Origin of the sequence: Acidovorax sp. MR-S7 (assembly GCF_000400995.2) — a bacterium.
Taxonomy (GTDB): Bacteria; Pseudomonadota; Gammaproteobacteria; order Burkholderiales; family Burkholderiaceae_C; genus MR-S7.
Genome location: NZ_DF238908.1, coordinates 155538 through 174789, shown reverse-complemented (window position 1 = coordinate 174789; position 19252 = coordinate 155538). Strand labels below are relative to the sequence as shown.

19 protein-coding genes are annotated in these 19252 nt (G+C 71.3%); 15 read left to right on the top strand and 4 right to left on the bottom strand.

What is annotated here, in order from left to right; translation table 11 throughout:
• The first annotated feature begins 1 nt into the window (after position 1).
• From AVS7_RS06775 to AVS7_RS06735, 9 genes are all read left to right on the top strand, one after another.
• Complete coding sequence (locus AVS7_RS06775; RefSeq protein WP_020227675.1) at positions 2-805, top strand: ATP-binding cassette domain-containing protein; 804 nt, start codon at positions 2-4, stop codon at positions 803-805.
• A gap of 42 nt (positions 806-847) precedes the next feature.
• The gene (locus AVS7_RS06770; protein WP_020227674.1) at positions 848-1063 is read left to right on the top strand and encodes a molybdopterin-binding protein; all 216 of its coding nucleotides are present in this window, start codon (positions 848-850) and stop codon (positions 1061-1063) included.
• Positions 1064-1136: 73 nt separating this feature from the next.
• Complete coding sequence (locus AVS7_RS06765; protein ID WP_020227673.1) at positions 1137-2066, top strand: CysB family HTH-type transcriptional regulator; 930 nt, start codon at positions 1137-1139, stop codon at positions 2064-2066.
• Between the two features lie 109 nt (positions 2067-2175).
• On the top strand, positions 2176-2628 hold the full coding sequence (locus tag AVS7_RS06760) for a rhodanese-like domain-containing protein (RefSeq protein ID WP_020227672.1): 453 nt from the start codon (positions 2176-2178) through the stop codon (positions 2626-2628).
• Positions 2629-2699: 71 nt separating this feature from the next.
• Complete coding sequence (epsC, locus tag AVS7_RS06755) at positions 2700-3626, top strand: serine O-acetyltransferase EpsC (RefSeq protein WP_020227671.1); 927 nt, start codon at positions 2700-2702, stop codon at positions 3624-3626.
• Positions 3623-4555 carry a family 2A encapsulin nanocompartment shell protein gene (locus tag AVS7_RS06750; RefSeq protein WP_020227670.1) on the top strand — a complete coding sequence of 311 codons (933 nt, stop codon included), beginning with the start codon at positions 3623-3625 and terminating at the stop codon, positions 4553-4555. The genes epsC and AVS7_RS06750 overlap by 4 nt, the downstream gene beginning before the upstream one ends.
• 12 nt (positions 4556-4567) lie before the next feature.
• Complete coding sequence (locus AVS7_RS06745; RefSeq protein WP_020227669.1) at positions 4568-6349, top strand: family 2A encapsulin nanocompartment cargo protein cysteine desulfurase; 1782 nt, start codon at positions 4568-4570, stop codon at positions 6347-6349.
• Between the two features lie 89 nt (positions 6350-6438).
• Positions 6439-7368: a sulfurtransferase gene (locus tag AVS7_RS06740; protein ID WP_020227668.1), complete on the top strand. Its 930-nt coding sequence runs from the start codon at positions 6439-6441 to the stop codon at positions 7366-7368.
• Positions 7369-7428: 60 nt separating this feature from the next.
• On the top strand, positions 7429-8598 hold the full coding sequence (locus AVS7_RS06735; RefSeq protein WP_020227667.1) for a YeeE/YedE family protein: 1170 nt from the start codon (positions 7429-7431) through the stop codon (positions 8596-8598).
• A gap of 221 nt (positions 8599-8819) precedes the next feature.
• On the opposite strand, the gene AVS7_RS06730 is transcribed toward AVS7_RS06735, so the two are convergent.
• The gene (locus AVS7_RS06730; RefSeq protein WP_020227666.1) at positions 8820-10406 is read right to left on the bottom strand and encodes a rhodanese homology domain-containing protein; all 1587 of its coding nucleotides are present in this window, start codon (positions 10404-10406) and stop codon (positions 8820-8822) included.
• The gene (locus tag AVS7_RS06725) at positions 10403-10999 is read right to left on the bottom strand and encodes a hypothetical protein (protein WP_024001058.1); all 597 of its coding nucleotides are present in this window, start codon (positions 10997-10999) and stop codon (positions 10403-10405) included. The genes AVS7_RS06730 and AVS7_RS06725 overlap by 4 nt, the downstream gene beginning before the upstream one ends.
• A 131-nt stretch (positions 11000-11130) precedes the next feature.
• Between AVS7_RS06725 and AVS7_RS06720 the strand changes: the two genes are divergently transcribed.
• The 6 genes from AVS7_RS06720 (at position 11131) to AVS7_RS06695 (ending at position 17610) form a co-directional block, all read left to right on the top strand.
• Positions 11131-12126, top strand: coding sequence for an ABC transporter substrate-binding protein (locus AVS7_RS06720; RefSeq protein WP_020227664.1), 996 nt, complete (start codon positions 11131-11133; stop codon positions 12124-12126).
• Positions 12123-13151, top strand: coding sequence for an ABC transporter permease (locus AVS7_RS06715; RefSeq protein WP_020227663.1), 1029 nt, complete (start codon positions 12123-12125; stop codon positions 13149-13151). The genes AVS7_RS06720 and AVS7_RS06715 overlap by 4 nt, the downstream gene beginning before the upstream one ends.
• A complete protein-coding gene (locus AVS7_RS06710) occupies positions 13145-13969 on the top strand; it encodes an ABC transporter ATP-binding protein (protein WP_020227662.1) in 825 nt (274 codons plus the stop codon). The genes AVS7_RS06715 and AVS7_RS06710 overlap by 7 nt, the downstream gene beginning before the upstream one ends.
• A 4-nt stretch (positions 13970-13973) precedes the next feature.
• A complete protein-coding gene (locus tag AVS7_RS06705) occupies positions 13974-15134 on the top strand; it encodes a cytochrome c (RefSeq protein ID WP_020227661.1) in 1161 nt (386 codons plus the stop codon).
• 227 nt (positions 15135-15361) lie between these two features.
• Complete coding sequence (locus AVS7_RS06700) at positions 15362-16462, top strand: LLM class flavin-dependent oxidoreductase (protein ID WP_020227660.1); 1101 nt, start codon at positions 15362-15364, stop codon at positions 16460-16462.
• Between the two features lie 2 nt (positions 16463-16464).
• Positions 16465-17610 (top strand): acyl-CoA dehydrogenase family protein, encoded by a 1146-nt coding sequence (locus tag AVS7_RS06695; RefSeq protein ID WP_020227659.1) that lies wholly within the window; start codon positions 16465-16467, stop codon positions 17608-17610.
• A 31-nt stretch (positions 17611-17641) separates the two neighbouring features.
• On the opposite strand, the gene AVS7_RS06690 is transcribed toward AVS7_RS06695, so the two are convergent.
• Together AVS7_RS06690 and AVS7_RS06685 are read right to left on the bottom strand one after the other, a co-directional pair.
• Complete coding sequence (locus AVS7_RS06690; RefSeq protein WP_020227658.1) at positions 17642-18418, bottom strand: ABC transporter permease; 777 nt, start codon at positions 18416-18418, stop codon at positions 17642-17644.
• A complete protein-coding gene (locus AVS7_RS06685) occupies positions 18415-19245 on the bottom strand; it encodes an ABC transporter ATP-binding protein (RefSeq protein ID WP_020227657.1) in 831 nt (276 codons plus the stop codon). Before AVS7_RS06685 ends, AVS7_RS06690 begins: the two co-directional genes overlap by 4 nt.
• Positions 19246-19252 lie beyond the last annotated feature (7 nt).

The window sequence follows — 19252 nt, the reverse complement described above, 5'->3', positions numbered from 1 at the left end:
GATGGCGCAGGACACCACCGGCGGTGTGCAGCTCGAGATCCGCCAGCTCACCAAGCGCTACGGCGCGCGCGAGGTGCTGCGCCATGCGCAGCTTGCCATCGAACCCGGCGAGTTCATCGCCATCGTGGGCCGCAGCGGCTGCGGCAAGAGCACGCTGCTGCGCCTCGTCGCGGGCCTGGAGGAGGCGAGCGAGGGCAGCCTCGCCGTCGACGGCCGGCCCGTGCACGGCCTGCACGGCGACACCCGCATCATGTTCCAGGACGCGCGCCTGCTGCCCTGGCGCCGCGTGCTGGACAACGTGACGCTGGGCCTGCCCAGGGACCAGCGCGCGCGTGCCCTGGAGGTGCTGGCCCAGGTGGGGCTGGCCGACCGCGCCGGCGAATGGCCCGCGCGCCTGTCGGGCGGCCAGCGCCAGCGCGTGGCCCTGGCGCGCGCGCTGGTGCACCAGCCGCGCCTGCTGCTGCTCGACGAGCCGCTGGGCGCGCTGGACGCGCTCACGCGCATTGAGATGCACCGCCTCATAGAAGGGCTGTGGCAGCAGCGCCGCTTCACCGCGCTGCTGGTCACGCACGACGTGCAGGAGGCCGTGGCCCTGGCCGACCGCGTGGTGCTCATCGAGGACGGGCGCATCGCGCTGGACGAGCGCATCGCCCTCGCGCGCCCGCGTTCGCAGGGCGATGCGCAGTTCGCCGCCATCGAGAAACGCATCCTCGACCGCGTGCTGCAAAAGCCCGGCGCCGAGGAGGCGCAGGACGACGGCGGCTGGCGCGGCCTGCCCGCATTGGCCCTGCGCTGGGCCATCTGATTTCCTTCACCCCTCCCCCCGGACTTTTCACAGGAGAAAACCATGTCCATCCAAGCCATCAACGTGCGCAACCAGTTCAAGGGCCAGGTGCGCGAAATCATCCGCGGCGACGTCGTCTCCGAGGTCGACGTGGAGACGCCCTGGGGCATCGTCACCTCGGTCATCACCACGCGCTCGGTGGACGACCTGGGCCTGGCCGTGGGCTCCGACGTCGTGGCGCTCGTCAAGTCCACCGAAGTCTCCATCGCCAAGCTCTGAGCGCCATTCAATAGAAAAACGGCTCCAGCGCCTGCGGGGCAAGCGCCAGGAGCTATCGAACCCATAGCAATCCATGAATTTCCAGCAACTGCGCTCGGTGCGCGAGACGGCGCGGCGCGGCTTCAACCTGACCGAGGTGGCGACCATGCTCTACACCTCGCAGCCCGGCGTCAGCCGCCAGATCCGCGAGCTGGAGGACGAGCTGGGCGTGGAGATCTTCATGCGCGCGGGCAAGCGCCTCACCGGGCTCACGCCGCCGGGAGAGGCGCTGCTGCCCATCGTCGAGCGCCTGCTGCTGGAGGCCGAGAACCTGCGCCGCGCGGGCGCGGACTTCACCGCCAGCGAGCGCGGGCGCCTGTCCGTGGCGGCCACGCACTCGCAGGCGCGCTACGCGCTGCCGCAGGTGGTGCGCGACTTCCGCGCGCTGTACCCGCAGGTCTCGCTGCACCTGCACCAGGGCTCGCCGCGCCAGGTGGCCGAGATGCTGCTGTCGGGCGAGGCCGACATCGGCGTGGCCACCGAGGCGCTGGCCGGCTACGAGCGGCTCGTCACGCTGCCGTGCTACCGCTGGTCGCACAGCGTCGTGGTGCCGCCGGGCCACCCGCTGCTGCAGGAAAGCGGGCCGGTGACGCTGCAGGCGCTGGCGCGCCACCCCGTCATCACCTACGACACCGGCTACACCGGACGCGCGCACATCGACGAGGCCTTCGCCGGCGCGGGCCTGGCACCCGACATCGTGCTCACCGCCATGGACGCCGACGTCATCAAGACCTACGTGGAGCTGGGCATGGGCGTGGGCGTGATCGCCTCCATCGCCTTCGACGCCGAGCGCGACCGGCACCTGCGCGCCATCGACGCGCGGCACCTGTTCGAGGTCAACCTCACGCGCCTGGCGCTGCGGCGCGGCGCATGGCTGCGCGGCTATGCCTACGCCTTCATCGAGAGCTTCGTGCCCACGCTCACCGCCGACGCGGTGCGCCAGGCGCTGCAGGAGCGGGCGTGAGCCGCGCCCTTCCTCGTTTCGCGCATAAGCAAGCTCTTTCGTATTCGTTCGCGCGCGCGCCGGGCCGGCGCACCATGGCGCATCGCCACCGTTGACCGATGCACCAGCCATGACCGATCTTTCGCTTCTCCCCGTGCTGCAGCAGGCCGCAGCCCGCGCCACCGCCGACGGCGGCACTCTCCCGCCGCGACAGGCGTGGCAGCTCGTGCGCGAAGGACGGGCGCTGCTCGTGGACGTGCGCACCGCGGAGGAGCGCAAGTTCGTCGGCCACGTGCCTGGCAGCGCCCACGTACCCTGGGCCACCGGCACGGCGCTGGCGCGCAATCCGCGCTTCGTGCGCGAGCTGGGCGCGCTGATCGCCAAGCAGCCGCAGCCCGTCACCGTGCTGCTCATCTGCCGCAGCGGCAAGCGCTCGGCCCTGGCCGCGCAGGAGGCGGCCAAGGCGGGGCTGGCCAACGTGCTCAACGTGGGCGAGGGCTTCGAGGGCGACCTCGACGACACGCAGCAGCGCGGGCGATTCAACGGCTGGCGCTTCCACGGCCTGCCGTGGATTCAAGACTGAACTGACTTCTAAAACGATAGCTGCCAGCGCTTGTCCAGCAAGCGCTGCGGGCTGATTCGACCTTAAACACCATGAGCGACTTTCCCATCCCCCACATCGTGGCCGCGCTGCGCGAGGTGCGCGAACAGTGGCGCACCCAGCAGGGCCGCACCGACACCACGCACCGCGAGTTTCCCTCGCGCGACGCGGTGGCCCGCGCCGTCGATGCGCTCAAGGGCGTGCTGTACCCGCTGCGCCTGGGACCGCCCGACCTGCGCCAGGCGGGCGAGGATTTCTACATCGCCCACACACTGGACGCCGCCTTGCAGGCGCTGCTGGCGCAGGCGCGCATCGAGCTGCGCTACCGCCGCAATGGCGGCGACGTGGACGAGCGCGCCGCCCAGGCCGTGCGCGCCTTCAGCGAGGCATTGCCCGCCCTGCGCCAGCAGCTCGACGAGGACGTGCTGGCCGCCTTCCACGGCGACCCGGCCGCGCAGAGCGTGGACGAGGTGGTGCTGAGCTACCCCGGCGTGCTCGCGCTGATCCACCACCGCATCGCCCACACGCTCTACGCGCTGGAGCTGCCGCTGCTCGCGCGCATCGCCGCCGAGCTGGCGCATGGCCAGACGGGCATCGACATCCACCCCGGCGCGCGCATCGGCGAAGGCTGCTTCATCGACCACGGCACCGGCGTCGTGATCGGCGAGACGGCCGTGCTGGGCCGCAACGTGCGCATCTACCAGGCGGTGACGCTGGGCGCCAAGCGCTTTCCGCGCGATGCCCAGGGCCACCTGCAAAAGGGCTGGCCGCGCCACCCCATCGTGCAGGACGACGTGGTCATCTACGCGGGCGCCACCATCCTCGGGCTCGTGACCATCGGCCACGGCGCGGTCATCGGCGGCAACGTCTGGGTGACCGAGGACGTGCCGCCCGGCGCCCACGTCACGCAGGCCACGGTGCAGCAAGCCACCCATTCCCCCACTTTCCCTCAACCCCAGCCAGAAGCTGCATTGCAATGACGACTCTCCACACCCTGGGCGACAACGCCGCCCGCCAGTTGGCCAACGCCACCAAGACCGCGCCCCAGCTATCAACCATCACGCCGCGCTGGCTCACCCACCTGCTGCAATGGGTGCCGGTGGAGGCGGGCATCTACCGCGTCAACCAGGTCAAGAACCCCGAGGACATCAAGGTCACCTGCACATCGAAGCAGTTCGAGAACCAGTTGCCGCGCACCTTCGTCGATTACGACGAGGCGCCGCGCGAGTACTTCCTGAACGCCGTGTCCACGGTGCTCGACGTGCACACGCGCATCTCCGACCTCTACAGCAGCCCGCACGACCAGATCAAGGAGCAGTTGCGCCTGACCATCGAGACCATCAAGGAGAACCAGGAGAGCGAGCTCATCAACAACGCGGGCTACGGCCTGCTGGCGCAGGTGACGGACGAGCAGCGCATCCTTCCCCTGAACGACAGCGGCGCGCCCACGCCCGACGACCTGGACGAACTGCTGACCAAGGTGTGGAAGGAGCCCGCCTTCTTCCTGGCCCACCCGCTCACCATCGCCGCCTTCGGCCGCGAAGCCACGCGCCGGGGCACGCCGCCGCCCACGGTCAGCCTGTTCGGCTCGCAGTTCATCACCTGGCGCGGCGTGCCGCTGATCCCCTCGGACAAGATTCCCGTGGCCGACGGCAAGAGCAGCATCATCCTGCTGCGCGTGGGCGACCGGCGCCAGGGCGTCGTCGGCCTGTTCCAGCCGGGGCTGCCGGGCGAGCAAAGCCCGGGGCTGTCGGTGCGCTTCATGGGTATCAACGACCAGGCGATCAGCTCGTACCTGATCTCGCTGTACTGCTCGCTGGCCGTGCTCACGCCCGATGCGTTGGCGGTGCTGGAGGACGTGCGCATCGACCGGTACCACGACTACTCGGTGCTCGATACCTACAAGTAAAGGGTAAGCGTCTTGAGCGTCACAACACCCATTCCAGCCTCGCCGCTGGACACCGCCGCGCTCGCGCAGCTTGCCACCAGCCTGCTGCGCAGCCTACCCGGCGATGCGCCTGCCGTGCCCGTGCAGGGCGCGCAGCCGCCCACCACCTGGGCGCCGGGCGGCTCGCCGCTGGCCGCGCCCTCGGGCCTGTCGCCCAACGTGCCGGGCACGCCGATCCCGCTGGGGCAGGTGCCCGGCACCAATCTGCTGCCATCCAGCCCCGGCACATCGCTGTCGCTCGTCAACCGCGCGGGCGCGGTGCTGCCGCACGCGCAGGCAGGCAATGGCGTGCCCGACAACGCCTTCGCTGTGCTGCCCGGCTACGAGCCGCGCCTGGCGAGCCTGGCCGATGGCGTGCCCAGTCTGCCCACGCCACCCGCGCCGCAAGGGCCTGAAATCAGCACCGCGCCGCAGTTCTATTTCGTCGATGCCGTGCGCCTGCCCAGCGGCTACGTCACCCCGGCCAAGCCGCACCCCTACCTGCACCCAGGCGAAGTGCAGCAAAGCCCGCTCATCCAGACCCCGGCAGGCTTCGATGTGCACGCCGTGCGCCGCGACTTCCCCATCCTGCAAGAGCGCGTGAACGGCAACCCGCTGATATGGCTCGACAACGCCGCCACCACGCACAAGCCCCGGCAGGTCATCGAACGCATCGCGCATTTCTACGAGCACGAGAACTCCAACATCCACCGCGCCGCCCACGTGCTCGCGGCGCGCGCCACGGACGCCTACGAGCACGCGCGCGAGGTGGTGCGCCGCTTCATCAACGCGCCCGATGTTCATGAAGTCATCTTCGTGCGCGGCACGACAGAGGCCATCAACCTCGTCGCCCAAAGCTGGGGCGGCCAGAACGTGGGCGAGGGCGAAGAGATCATCGTCAGCCACCTGGAGCACCACGCCAACATCGTCCCTTGGCAGCAGCTCGCCCAGGCCAAGGGCGCGAAGCTGCGCGTGATCCCCGTCGATGACCAGGGCCAGATCCGCCTCGACGAATACGAAAAGCTGCTGAGCGACCGCACGAAGATCGTCGCCATCGGCCATGTCTCCAACGTGCTCGGCACCGTCGTCCCGGTCAAAGAGGTGGTGACTCATGCCAAGGCGCGCGGCATCACCACGCTGATCGACGGCGCCCAATCCATCGCTCACACGCCCGTGGACGTGCAGGACCTCGGCGCCGACTTCTTCGTCTTCTCTGGCCACAAGATCTTTGCGCCCACAGGCATCGGCGCCCTCTGGGGCCGCCGCGAGGTGCTCGAAGCCATGCCCCCGTGGCAGGGCGGCGGCAACATGATCGCCGACGTGACCTTCGAGAAAACCCAGTACCAGCCCATCCCGAACAAGTTCGAGGCCGGCACCGGCAACATCGCCGACGCCGTGGGCCTGGGCGCGGCGCTGGAATACGTGGAGCGCATCGGCATCCACGCCATCAGCCGCTACGAACACGCGCTGGTGGACTACGGCATGCAGCAGCTCGCCACCATCCCCGGCCTGCGCCTGATCGGCACCGTGCCGGGCAAGGCCAGCGTGCTCAGCTTCGTGCTGCGGGGGCGCACCACCGACGAGGTGGGGCAGGCGTTGAACCAGGAAGGCATCGCGGTGCGCACCGGCCACCACTGCGCCCAGCCCATCCTGCGGCGCTTCGGCGTGGAAACGGCGGTGCGGCCCTCGCTGGCGTTCTACAACACGGCGGGCGAGATCGACCGGCTGGTGGAAGTGGTGCGCAGACTGGCTTCGCCAACGGCATTCGGCGCATAAGCAAGCGCGTTTTCATTCGTTCTCCGCAGCAGCCCCGGCCCGTAGATTCACCTGCGGCAACTGCTGTTTCAATGAAAGAAAGGAAAACCATGTTCTCCCGCACCCTCCACATCGCCGCCTGGGCCGTGCTCGTCACCGGCGCCGCGCACGCGGCCGGGGCCGTTCCCGCCGGGCCGCTCGTCACCACCGAATGGCTGGCGCAGAACCTGCACCATCCCCAGGTACGCCTCATCGAGGTCAGCGTGAACCCCGGTCTGTACGAGCGCGCGCACATCCCCGGCGCGGTCAACTTCTCGTGGCACGCCGACCTGAACGACAAGGTGCGCCGTGACATCGTCGGCCCGCAGGATTTCGAGAAGCTGCTGACCAAGGCCGGCGTGGGGCCGGACACCACGGTGGTGCTCTACGGCGACACCAACAACTGGTTCGCTGCCTGGGGCGCATGGGTGTTCGACATCTACGGCGTCAAGGACGTGAAGCTGCTCGACGGCGGGCGCAAGAAGTGGGAGGCCGAGAACCGCCCGCAGGACAGCCGCGTGCCGTCCTTCGCGCCCACGGCCTACAAGGTGGGCAAGGTGAACGTGGAGCTGCGCGCGCGTCTGGCCGACGTGCTGGCCGCCGCGCAGGGCAATGGTGGCGGCGCGAAGCTGGTGGACATCCGCTCGGCCGACGAATACACCGGCAAGGTCTTCGCCCCGGCCGGCGTGCCCGAGCTGGCGGTGCGCGCGGGCCACGTGCCCACGGCGGTGAACGTGCCGTGGGGCCAGGCCGTGCAGGCCGACGGCACCTTCAAGAGCGCGGACGAGCTCCGCAAGGTCTACGGCGCCGTGGGCGTCGATGGCAGCAAGCCCGTCATCACCTACTGCCGCATCGGCGAGCGTTCCAGCCACACGTGGTTCGCGCTCAAGAAGATCCTGGGCTACGAGGTGCGCAACTACGACGGCTCGTGGACCGAATACGGCAACGCGGTCGGCGTGCCGATCAGCAACCCCAGCGGCACCGTCTGGGCCTCCAAGTAACCCATCCCCTTTGTCTCCCTCGGATTCGCCCGCCAGCCATCCGGCTGCGCGGGCTTTTTTATGACGATTCCACCTCTCTTTGCCGTGCTGCCCCTGGCCGCGCTGGCCGTGGCGGCGCATTTCGCGCGGATGCAAAGCGGCGGGCCCACGCTGGTATTCGCGCTTGCCGCGGGCGCCGTGCTCGGGCTGGTGCTGCAGCGCACGCGCTTTTGCTTCTATTGCCACGCGCGCGACTGGTTCGATCGGCGCGACCCGCGCGGTCTGCTCGCCATCGTGCTGGCGCTGGCCGTGGGACTGGCGGGCTACACCGTGGTGCTGGGCGGCTGGCTGCCCGATCCCACGGGCGGGGCCCTGCCGCCCGATGCGCACATCGGGCCCGTGGGTTGGGTGCTGGTGGCGGCCGGGCTGGCCTTCGGGGCGGGCATGGTCGTTTCCGGTTCGTGCATCAGCGCGCACTGGTACCGGCTGGCCGAAGGCTCGGCCGCGTCGCCGTTCGCGCTGCTCGGCTCGGCCCTGGGTTTCGTGCTGGGCTTCATTACCTGGAACCCGCTCTACAGCCTGAGCATTGCCGAGGCGCCCGTGGTCTGGCTGCCGCGCCACCTGGGCTATGGCGGCGCGCTGGTGCTGCAATGGGGCGTGCTGGCCGCCATCGCCGCGTGGCTGTGGCGCGGGCTGGCGGCGCACGCGCAGCCGCCAGCCGCGTCGGCGCCCACGCTGGGCGCCGCGTGGCGGCGGCTCTGGACGGGGCGCTGGCCATACTGGACGGGCGGCCTGGGCGTGGGCCTCATCGGTGCGTTCGCCATCGTGCGCATGAAGCCGCTGGGCGTGACCGCCACGCTGGGCAGCGCCGCGCGCACGGTGGGCGAGCGGCAGGGCTGGATTCCTGCGCGGCTCGACGGGCTGGACGGCTTCGCCGGCTGCGCCACCGCCGTGCAAAGCCACTGGTGGACGCCCAACGCCATGCTGCTGCTGGGCCTGGTGGCCGGGGCGTTCGCCGCGTCGCTCGCCAGCGGCCAGTTCACGCCGCGCCGGCCCAGCGCGCGCGACGCGGCGCGCGGCCTGCTGGGCGGCGTGCTGCTGGGCTGGGGTGCGATGACGGGGCTCGGCTGCACCATCGGCACGCTGCTGTCGGGCGTGATGGCCGGGGCGCTGTCGGGCTGGGTGTTCGGCGCGGCGATGTTCTTCGCCGTGTGGGCGGGGCTGCGCATGCAGAAACGAAACACCACCTGAGGCGCTTCGCACCTTCCCCCTCTCTCGTAGCGCTGTGCGCTACGGGAGGGGGACGCAGCCGGCGCGGCGGGGCGGCCCTTGCGCGGCTGCCTGCGCTGGGGGCGCGCCAGTTTCATGCGGCATGGGGAATGCGCAGCACCCTGAAAATATGATGAAAATGACCGCTACATCTTATCCATCAAGCGCTTGCAGCTATCGAAAGAAGAGCGGATGGCGGGCCGTCAGATCACGCGGAAGCCGTGCGTGCCGTCGCGCCGCAGCTGCTCCACCAGCCCGAACTCCCAGTCCAGGTACGCCTGCATGGCGCTGCGCGGCGCGTCCGTGCCTTCGTAGGGGCGGCGGTAGCGGTCGATGCGCGGGCTGGCCAGGCGCGTCTCGCCGTGCTCCAGCGGCAGGCCCGCGGCGATCCAGGCCTGCGTGCCGCCGTCGAGCGCGAACACCTCGGCCCCCGTGGCCTGGGCCACGGCCTGGGCGGCGTAGCGCGCGAGCAGGCTGGTGCCGCAGGTGACCACGTAGCGCCGCGCGTGCGGCACGGCCGCCAGCGCCTGGGGCAGCTGCGAGCGCAAGAGCCACCATGCGCCGGGGATGTGGCGCTGCACGTAGCTGGCGCTGGCGGTGAAGTCGAGCACGGCGGTGCCTTGTGCATCGTCCCGCAGCCATTGCGCCAGCGTGGCGGGGGACACGCCGGCCACCGGCGCGGGGAGGGCCGGGTGGTCGGGTGCGGGCTCGCCGGTCTCGGTGAAGCCGGGGGCATCGTCCAGCACCCAGGCCTCCCAGCCCATCTGGGCGAGCCAGGATGCACTCATGTTGGCGCGCACGCCGTCGTCGTCGGCCAGCACGATGCGCGCGCCGCGCACGGGCGCGGCGTGGTCCGTCTCCTGCACGAGCTGGCCGCCGGCGTAGTGGCGAAAGCCCGGCAGGTGGCCGGCGGCATATTCCTCAGGCGTGCGCACGTCGAAGCGGTAGGTGGTGCGCTGGCCTTCGGCTGCAAAGCGCTGCAGGTCGGCCGCGGTGGCGCGGCGCACGCCCGCCCGGTCGGCCACGGCGCGGGCGCGCCCAGCGGCCTGGGCGCGCTGGGCGGGCGTCACCTCGGGTGCACGGCGGCTGGCGCCGTGGTCGAGCCGCTGGCCTGCCAGCAGCCAGCCGATGGTGCCGTTGCGCAGCGCGGTGATGCGGTGGGGCAGGCCCGCGTTCACGAGCGACTGCGTGCCGACGATGCTGCGCGTGCGGCCCGCGCAGTTGACCACGATGTGCGTGGACGGGCTGGGCGCCAGCGCCTGCGCGCGCAGCACCAGCTCGGCGCCGGGCACGCTCACGCCGGTGGGGATGCTCATGGTCTGGTATTCGTCCCAGCGGCGCGCGTCCAGCACCACCATGTCGGCGCCGCCGTCGATCAGCGCCTGCACCTCCTCGGCAGGCAGCGAGGGTGTGTGGCGCTCGGCCTCCAGCCATTCGCCGAAGGACTTGCTGGGCACGTTCACGTCGATGAACAGCTCCAGCCCCGCGTCCTTCCAGCCCTGCAGGCCGCCGGCCAGCAGGTGCACGCGGGTGTAGCCCAGCGCCCGCAGCGCGCGCGCGGCCGGCTCGGCCAGGCCCTCGCCGTTGTCGTAGACGGCGATCACGGTGTCGCGGCGCGGGATGCGGCGCCAGGCGTCCAGCTCGATGCGCCCGGAGGGCAGGTTGGCGGCCCACAGCGGGTGGCCTTCGGCGAAGGGCGCTTCCTCGCGCACGTCGAGCAGGGCGATCTCGCTGCCGTCCTGCAGGGCCTGGCGGATTTGGGATGGGGTGATGAGGGTGTCGGTGGTCATGTCGGGGAAACGGGAGAAGGGGTGGGGTTGGCGTAGCCGGAGACGAAGGGCTTGGTTGCACCCTCTTCGGTGAACACGTGGCGCTGGACGCGGCCGATGTCCGCACCATACACGTGAATGCTGATCGAAACGCCGTCCGGCAGCGCGTTGCGCACGCGGTGCACGTCGCCGATGGTGGGCGATACGGCTTCCACCTCGCCCGGCCGCAGCAGCCGCGCGGGGCCGTGCGGGCGCCAGCGGCCCTGCGCGTCCTGCGCATAGGCCTGCGACTCCTCGGCGCCGCGCAGCATGCCGATCAGGCCCCAGACGGTGTGGTCGTGGATGGGCGTGCCCTGGCCCGGCCCCCAGACGAAGCTCACCACGGAGAAGCGCTGCGCCGCGTCGGCGTGCAGCAGGTACTGCTGGTAGTACTGGGGATGGGGGCGGGCGAAGGCCTCGGGCAGCCAGTCGTCGTGCGCGACCAGGGCCTGCAGCAGCGCGCGCCCCCGGGCCAGTAGCGGGGCTTCGGCGGGCGCGCCGTCCACGGCCTGCTCCAGGTGGTGCACGAAGTCCCGCAGGCGCGGGGGAAGGGTGTCGGTGTCCATGCCCCGCATTGGACCGCAGGGGCGCGCGCCTGCGAACCCTGGTTTGCGCATATACATCCCTGTTTTTGTTCGTTCCCGGCGCGCGGCGTTTTCGGTGCAATGGCGTCCATCCATCACGCATGAAGAAAGGACGGGCAGAGATGCCAATCAAGAACGACGAACGCCGCCGCTGGCTGCGCGTTGCGGGCAGCGCGGCCGTGCTGGGCGCCGCGGGCGCGGGCCGGGGCTGGGCGGCAGCGCCGCTCAAGCCGGTGAAGCTGGCCTGGAACGCCAACGCGATCTGCCTGTCGGCCGCGCCCGTGGCGCTGGAGCGCGGCATTTTCGAGAAGCACGGTTTGAAGGTGGAGCTGGTGAACTTCGCCGGTTCCACCGACCAGCTGCTGGAAACCATCGCCACCTCCAAGGCCGACGCGGGGGTGGGCATGATCCACCGCTGGATCAAGCCGCTGGAGTCGGGTTTCGACGTGAAGCTGGTGGGCAGCTCGCACGGCGGCTGCTCGCGGCTGGTGGGTTACGCGCCCGCGGGCGTGACCGACCTGAAGCACCTCAAGGGCAAGACCATCGCCGTATCGGATCTGAATGCGCCGGGCAAGAACTTCTTCTCGGTGCTGCTGGCCAAGGCTGGCATCGACCCCGAGCGCGAGGTGGCCTGGCGCCAGTTCCCCGGCGACATGCTGGGCCTGGCCGTGGAGAAGGGCGAGGCCCAGGCGATCGCCGACGGCGACCCCAACCTGCTGCTCATCCAGCGCCGCACCCAGGGCCTGGTGGACCTGGCCACCAACCTCACGGGCGAATACGCGGCCAAGACCTGCTGCGTGCTGGGCGTGAGCGGCGCGCTGGTGCGCAATGACCGCGCCACGGCCGCCGCGCTCACGCGCGCCATCGTCGAGGCCTCGGACTTCGTGGCCGACAACCCGGCCGAGACGGCGCGCATCTACAGCCCGTACTCCAAGGTGCCGCAGTCGGAGCTGCGCGCCGTGCTGGGCACGCTCACGCACCGCAGCCACCCGGTGGGCCGCGCGCTGCGCGAGGAGATCGAGTTCTACGCGCGTGACTTCAAGCTCGTGAAGGTGCTCAAACCCAGCACCGATCCCGCGCGCTTCGCCGCGCACGTGTTCGCGGACGTGCTGTCATGAGCGCCGTTGCCGACCGCCTGCTCGCCCCGCCGCCCGCGCTGCGCCAGGCGCAAGCCCGGGCGCCCCTGTGGTGGACGGGCGCGCTGGCCGCGCTGGCCTGGGCGCTGCTCGCGGCGCTCACCCAGGTGTGGCCCAACAAGCCCGCGGGCTTCACCGAATGGGCCTACACCGCCGAGTTCGCGGCCGGCGCCGCCGCCGTGGCGCTGCTGCTGGCGGCGCTGGTGCTCGCGCCGCGCGCGGCGCGCCCGCTGGCCGCGCTGCGCGAGCGGCTGCGGCCCGCGGGGCCTTGGCTGGTGGCGCTGGCGGCGGGGCTGGCGCTGTGGGAGGTGCTGACGGCCAAGCTCGGCGTGCTGCCGCCGCCGTTCTTCGCGCCGCCGCAGGCGCTGGTGGAGGTCTACGCGGGCGATGCGCCGCGCCTGGCCGAGAGCGCCGGCAACTCGCTGCGGCTGCTGGGCATCGGCATCGCCATCGGCGCAGCGGCGGGCTTCGCCACGGGCGTGCTCATCGGCTGGTCGCGCGCGGCCAGCTACTGGGTGCACCCGGTGCTGCGCATCCTCGGGCCTGTGCCCACCACGGCGCTGCTGCCGATCAGCTTCTACTTCTTCCCGTCGAGCTGGTCCACGGCCGTGTTCCTGATCGCGCTGGGCATGGCCTTCCCGGTGGCCATCCTCACCTGGTCGGGCGTGGCCGGCGTGCACAAGAACTACTACGACGTGGCTCGCACCATGGGCGCGTCGCAGTGGTTCCTGGTGCTGCGCGTGGCCATTCCCGCGGCGCTGCCGCAGGTGTTCGTGGGGCTGTTCATGGGCTTGGGTGCGGCGTTCTCCACGCTGGTGGTGGCCGAGATGCTGGGCGTGAAGTCGGGCCTGGGCTGGTACCTCACCTGGGCGCAGGGCTGGGCGGCGTACCCCAACATGTATGCCGCGCTGATCCTCATGGCGCTGCTGTTCTCGGGCGTCATCACGCTGCTGTTCACGGTGCGCGACCGCGTGCTGTCGTGGCAGAAGGGGGTGGTGAAATGGTGAGCATCGCCATTCCGGCACCGCTCCAGCGCAAGGCCCGTGTGCACGGCGCCCGCATCGACGTGGAGCAGGTCAGCCACTGGTTCGCGCAGCGCGCCGCGAAGGGCGCCAAGGCCGGCCAGGCGCTGCAGGTGATCGACGGTCTGGACCTCTCCATCGCCCCCGGCGAGTTCGTGGCGCTGCTCGGCCCCAGCGGCTGCGGCAAGAGCACGCTGCTGCGCCTGGTGGCGGGGCTGGAGCCAGCCAGCCGGGGCACGCTGCGCCAGGACGGCGCGGCCATCACGGAGCCCGACCCGTCGCGCATCGTCGTCTTCCAGGACCCCACGCTCTACCCCTGGCGCACCGTGTGGGACAACGTGGCCCTGGGCCTGCAGGCGCGCGGGCTGCTGCGCCGCGAGCGCCAGCGCGTGGACGAGGCGCTGGCGCTGGTGGGCCTGGCGCCCTTCGCGCGCGCATTCCCGCACGAGCTGTCGGGCGGCATGGCGCAGCGCGTGGCGCTGGCGCGCGCGCTGGTCAACGACCCGCGCCTGCTGGTGCTCGACGAGCCGCTCGGCAAGCTCGACTCGCTCACGCGCCTGGCCATGCAGACCGAACTGGTGCAGCTGTGGCAGCGCGCGGGCTTCTCGGCGCTGTTGGTCACGCACGACGTGGAGGAGGCGCTGTTCATGGCCCAGCGCGTGGTGGTGTTCACCGAGCGGCCCGCGCGCGTGCGCGAGGTGCTGGTCAACGACCTGCCGTACCCGCGCCACCGGGGCGATCCGCGCCTGGCCGAGCTGCGCCGCCGCGCGCTCGCGCTGCTGGGCCTGGGCGACAGCTGGTGAGCCTTTGACGCTGCCGCCCGACGCCCTCGACGCCCTGCTGGAGGCGATGCTCGCCGCGCAGCTCGCGCTGCGTGACGCGCTGCACGCGCTGGGACTCACGGGCGAGGCCGCCGGCCAGCCCGCATGGCCCTTCGCGCACCGGCTGGCGGCGGAGATGCTGGCGATCGACGGCGGCCATGCCCGCCGCGTGGCGCTCACGCTGGGCTGCGTGCTGCTGGCCCTGGTGCTGGCGCTCGCGGCGCTGGCGTGGCGCGCTCGGCGCGCACGCTGGGGGTTGTCCGCCGCGGCCCTGGCGCTGGTGCTTCTGGCGCCCTGGCCGTCGCCGCAGTTGCTGCTGGCCCCCGCGGTGCCCACCAGCCTGCACCGCTCGCCCACCGATTTTGCTGCCGCGGGCATCGTGCGCGGACAGGCGGTCTACGCCGCGCACTGCGTGCGCTGCCATGGCGCGGATGCGCGCGGCGAAGGCCCCGACGCGGCGCGCCTGCCCATGTGGCCGCCCATGCTCACCGGCGGCCTGCTGTGGAAGCGGCTGGAGGGCGAGCTGTTCTGGCGCATCCGCCACGGCATGCACGGCCGGGCCGGGCTGCAGACCATGCCGGGCTTCGGACCGGGGCAGCTCGGCGACGCGGAGATCTGGCAGGTGCTCGACTACCTGCAGGCCCACGCCGCGGGCCGCATGCTGCGCGAGTCCGGTGCGTGGGAGCGTCCTGTGCGCATGCCCTCCGCCGCGCTGCGCTGCCGCCACGGCGGCCTGCGCGACGCACGCAGCCTGCAGGGCCAGCGCCTGCAGGTGGTGCTGACCGCGCCCGGCGCGGCACTGCCGCCCGAAGACCCGCGCATGGTGGGCGTGGTGGTGGGTAGCGCCTCGGCCGCCCCCGAATGCGAAGCGGCCGATGCGCACCTGCTGCCCGCGCTGGCCCTGCTGCTGGGCGTGGATGCCGCCGCCGCGCCGGGCCACACGCTGCTCGTGGACCGCACAGGCTGGCTGCGCGCGCGGGCGCAGCCGGGGCAGGGCGGCTGGTCGGAAGACGACCTCATCTGCCGCTCCGCGCCGGGTGCGTCCACCCCGCCGCGTGCGCCGGCGGACGGGCAGGGGCTGGATGCCCTGCTGCGGCGCATGGACGCCGACGCGGTGCGGCTGGTGCGCGGCGGCTTCCCCCACTGATGCACTCTGCTTCTTAATTGATAGCTGCTTGCGATTTCCAGTAAAGCGCTGGAGGCCGATTTTGCTATGAATGCTTGGTGGCTGCCCAAGGCCCGCACAAAGCGCACAAGCAAACGCGTTTTCCTTCGTTGGCGCGGCGCGCTCGCGTGCCGATCATGGCGGCACGCGGGCGCATGGCATGCCTTGCCGGCGCTTTGTTTGTCCACCCTCCCGGAGAGTTTCTTCCTATGCCCATCCAGCTCATCGGCATGATCCAGCCGCACGAAGTGTCCGAAACCCTTGCGCGCCGCGGCCCCGCGGTGGACCCGGCCTACGTGCGCGCATTCGCCCAGGCACATGAATACGCGGGCTTCGACCGCATCCTGGTGCCCGCCAGCTCCACCAGCCCCGACACGCTGCTCACCGTGGCCTACGCGGCGGCGGCCACGCAGCGCATCCGCTTCCTGCTCGCGCACCGTCCCGGCTTCGTGGCGCCCACGCTGGCCGCGCGCCAGCTCGCCACGCTGGACCACTACACGGGCGGGCGCCTGGCGGTGCACTACATCAGCGGCGGCTCCGACGCGGACCAGCAGCGCGATGGCGACTTCCTCTCCCACGACGAGCGCTACGCGCGCACCGACGAATACCTCACGCTGCTGCGCCGCGTGTGGACGGAGAGCCAACCCTTCGACCACGAGGGCACGTACTACCGCGTGAAGGGCGCGGCCTCGGAGGTCAAGCCGCTGCAGCAGCCCTATGTGCCGATCTACTTCGGCGGCGCCTCGGCCCCGGCTCTGGCGGTGGCGGGGCGGCATGCGGACGTGTACGCGCTCTGGGGCGAATCGCTCGCGCAGGCGGGCGACCTCGTGCGGCGCGTACGCACCGAGGCGGCGGCGCACGGGCGCGGCATCGGGTTCAGCATCTCGTTCCGCCCCATCGTCGCGTCCACCGAAGACGAGGCCTGGGCCAAGGCCGGGCGCATCTTGGAGGCGACGCGCGCCCAGCAGGTGCAGATCGCCCACGCGCGCGGCGCTGGCCCGCAGCAGAGCGAGGGCGCGCGCCGCCTGCTGGCCGACGCCGCCAAGGGCGACCGCGTGGACGAGCGCCTGTGGACCGCCATCGCGCGCGAGACGGGCGGGCGCAGCAACTCCACCGCGCTCGTGGGCACGCCCGAACAGGTGGCCGACGCGCTGCTCGCGTACTACGACCTGGGCATCGAGACTTTCCTCCTGCGCGGCTTCGATCCGCTGGTGGACGCCGTCGAATACGGCCGGGAGCTGCTGCCGCTGGTACGCGCTAAGGTGGCCGAGCGCGACGCGCAGCGCGCACTGGAACGCAAGGCGGCCTGAGCATGAATGCACCGACCGGCTGGGGCGAGACGGCGCGCGTGCTCGCGGCCAGCTTCGCGCAACGCGCTGCCGCGCACGACCGCGACGGCAGCTTTCCCCACGAGAACTTCGCCGAGCTGCACGCCGCCGGCCTGCTGGCCCTGGCCGCGCCACGCACGCTGGGCGGGCAGGGTGCGCCGCTGGCGCAACTGGCCGACGTTATCGGCGCCATCGGCCACGGCTGCCCGGCGACGGCGCTGGTGCTCACCATGCAGTACATGCAGCAGCGCGGCATGGGGCGGGCGGATTCGCCCTGGCCCGAGGCGCTGGCGCGCCGCGTGGTGCGCGAGGCGGTGGAGGGCGTGTCGCTCATCAACGCGCTGCGCGTGGAGCCGGAGCTGGGTTCGCCCGCGCGCGGCGGCCTGCCCGCCACCGTGGCGCGGCGCACGCCCGAGGGCTGGCGCCTGAGCGGGCGCAAGATCTATTCCACCGGTGCGCCCATCCTGCGCTGGTACGCCGTGTGGGCGCGCACCGACGAGGCCGCACCGCGCGTGGGCACCTTCCTCGTGCGCGCGGACAGCCCGGGCGTGCGCATCGATCCCACCTGGGACCACCTGGGCCTGCGCGCCAGCGGCAGCCACGACGTGGTGCTGCAGGACGTGCCCACGCCGCCGGACCATGCGCTGGACCTGCAGCCCGGCGGCACGCGCGCGCTGGCGGACGGGGCCTTCCAGGCCGAGATGACGCTGCTGCTCGGCGCGCTCTACACCGGCGTCGCCCGTGCTGCGCGCGACTGGCTGCTGCGCTTCCTGCGCGAACGCGTGCCCTCCAACCTGGGCGCACCCCTGGCCACGCTGGCGCGCGTGCAGGAGGCGGTCGGCCGCATCGAGGCGCTGCTGCTGTCCAGCCTGCGCCTGCTGGACGGCCTGGCGCGCGACCTGGACGGCGGCATGCCGGTCGGCGCGGTGCAGGCGGGCCTGCTCAAGACCGTGGTGATGCGCAACGCGGCGGATGCCGTGCAGGAGGCGCTAGCGCTCACTAGCAACCACGGGCTGTCGCGCAGCAACCCCCTGGAGAGGCACCTGCGCGACGTGCTCTGCGGGCGGGTGCATACGCCGCAGGACGACAGCGTGCTCATCGCGGCGGGGCAGGCGGCGCTGGGTGGTTGAAAGCCTTCTCTTCGAAAGAGGCCGTAGTTGATCATTCCCCTTGCGAACCCCGACGCGCCCAGCCCGTGGTGTGCTTTTCCACATAGCTGAACAGCTCGTACATCGCCATCGCCATCGCGCCCACGGCCAGCAGGCCGGCGAAGGCCAGGCCCATCTGCATGGACGAGCCCGCGCTGATGAGCAGGTAGCCGATGCCCTCGTTGGCGGCGGTCATCTCGCTCACCGTGGTGCCCACGAAGGCCAGCGTGATCGCCACCTTCAGCGAGCCGTAGAAGTAGGGCAGCGAGCGCGGCAGGCCCACTTTCACCAGCACGTCCCAGCGCTTGGCACCGAGCACGCGCAGCACGTCTTCCAGCTCGGGCTCCAGCGTGGCCAGGCCCGTGGCGATGTTCACCATGATGGGAAAGAAGCTGATGAGAAAGGCCGTGAGGATGGCCGGCCCCACGCCGATACCGAACCACACCACGAGGATGGGCACGAACGCGGCCTTGGGCAGGGCGTTGAACGCCGTCATCAGCGGATAGACCGCCGCGTAGGCGATGCGCGAGCTGCCGATGAGGAAGCCCAACAGCACGCCCACGACGATGGCGATGCCGAAGCCTGCCATCGTCACCCAGAAGGTGCGCCAGGCGTGGCCCGCGATCACGGCCTTGTATTCGACGAACTGTGTCCAGATGGCCTGGGGGCTGGGGAAGATGAATTCCGAGACGTTGAAGGCCGAGCAGATGATCTGCCACAGGATGATGACGGCCAGCAGCAGCACCCAGGGCGACCAGCGTTCGGCGTATTTGCGTTGGCGTGCGTTCATTGCGTGATCTCCCCGCCGGTTTTTCTCAAGGCGCCGATGTGGCCGCGCAGCTCCAGCACGATGTCGGTGAATTCCTTGGTGTAGGTCAGCTCCAGGTCGCGCGGGCGCGGCAGCGCGATCTCGCGGCGCACGATGAAGCGGCCGGGGCTCTTGCTCATCACGTACACCGTGTCGGCCAGGAACACGCTTTCGCGCAGGTCGTGCGTGACGAGGATCACGTTGAACCGCTGCTCGGCCTGCAGGTCGCGCAGGATGCACCAGAGTTCTTCGCGCGTGAACGCATCCAGCGCGCCGAAGGGCTCGTCGAGCAGCAGCATCTTGGGTTCGTGGATCAGCGCGCGGCAGATGCTGGCGCGCTGCTGCATGCCGCCCGAGAGTTGCCAGGGGTACTTGTCCTCGTAGCCGCCCAGGCCCACTTTCTGGAGCAGCGCGCGGGCGCGCGCCTCGTATTCCTTGCGGCGGGCCTTGAACTGGCTGCGGTGCGGCTCGACGATCTCCAGCGGCAGCAGCACGTTGTCCACCGTGCTGCGCCAGGGCAGCAGCGACGGCGCCTGGAAGGCCATGCCGGAGATTTTCAAGGGCCCGGTGACGGGCTGCCCGTCGATGCGGATGCGGCCCATGGAGGGCATGCGCAGCCCGGTGGCGAGCTTCATGAAGGTGGACTTGCCGCAGCCCGAGGGGCCGACGATGGCGATGAACTCGCCCCGGCGCACCTGCAGGTCGATCGCCTCCACGGCGAACTGGTTGGCTGCGCGCAGCTCGTCGTTGTAGGCGAGCCAGACGTCGCGGAAGTCCACGAAGGGAGGGTCTTCGGTGGTAGTGATCATTGGTGGT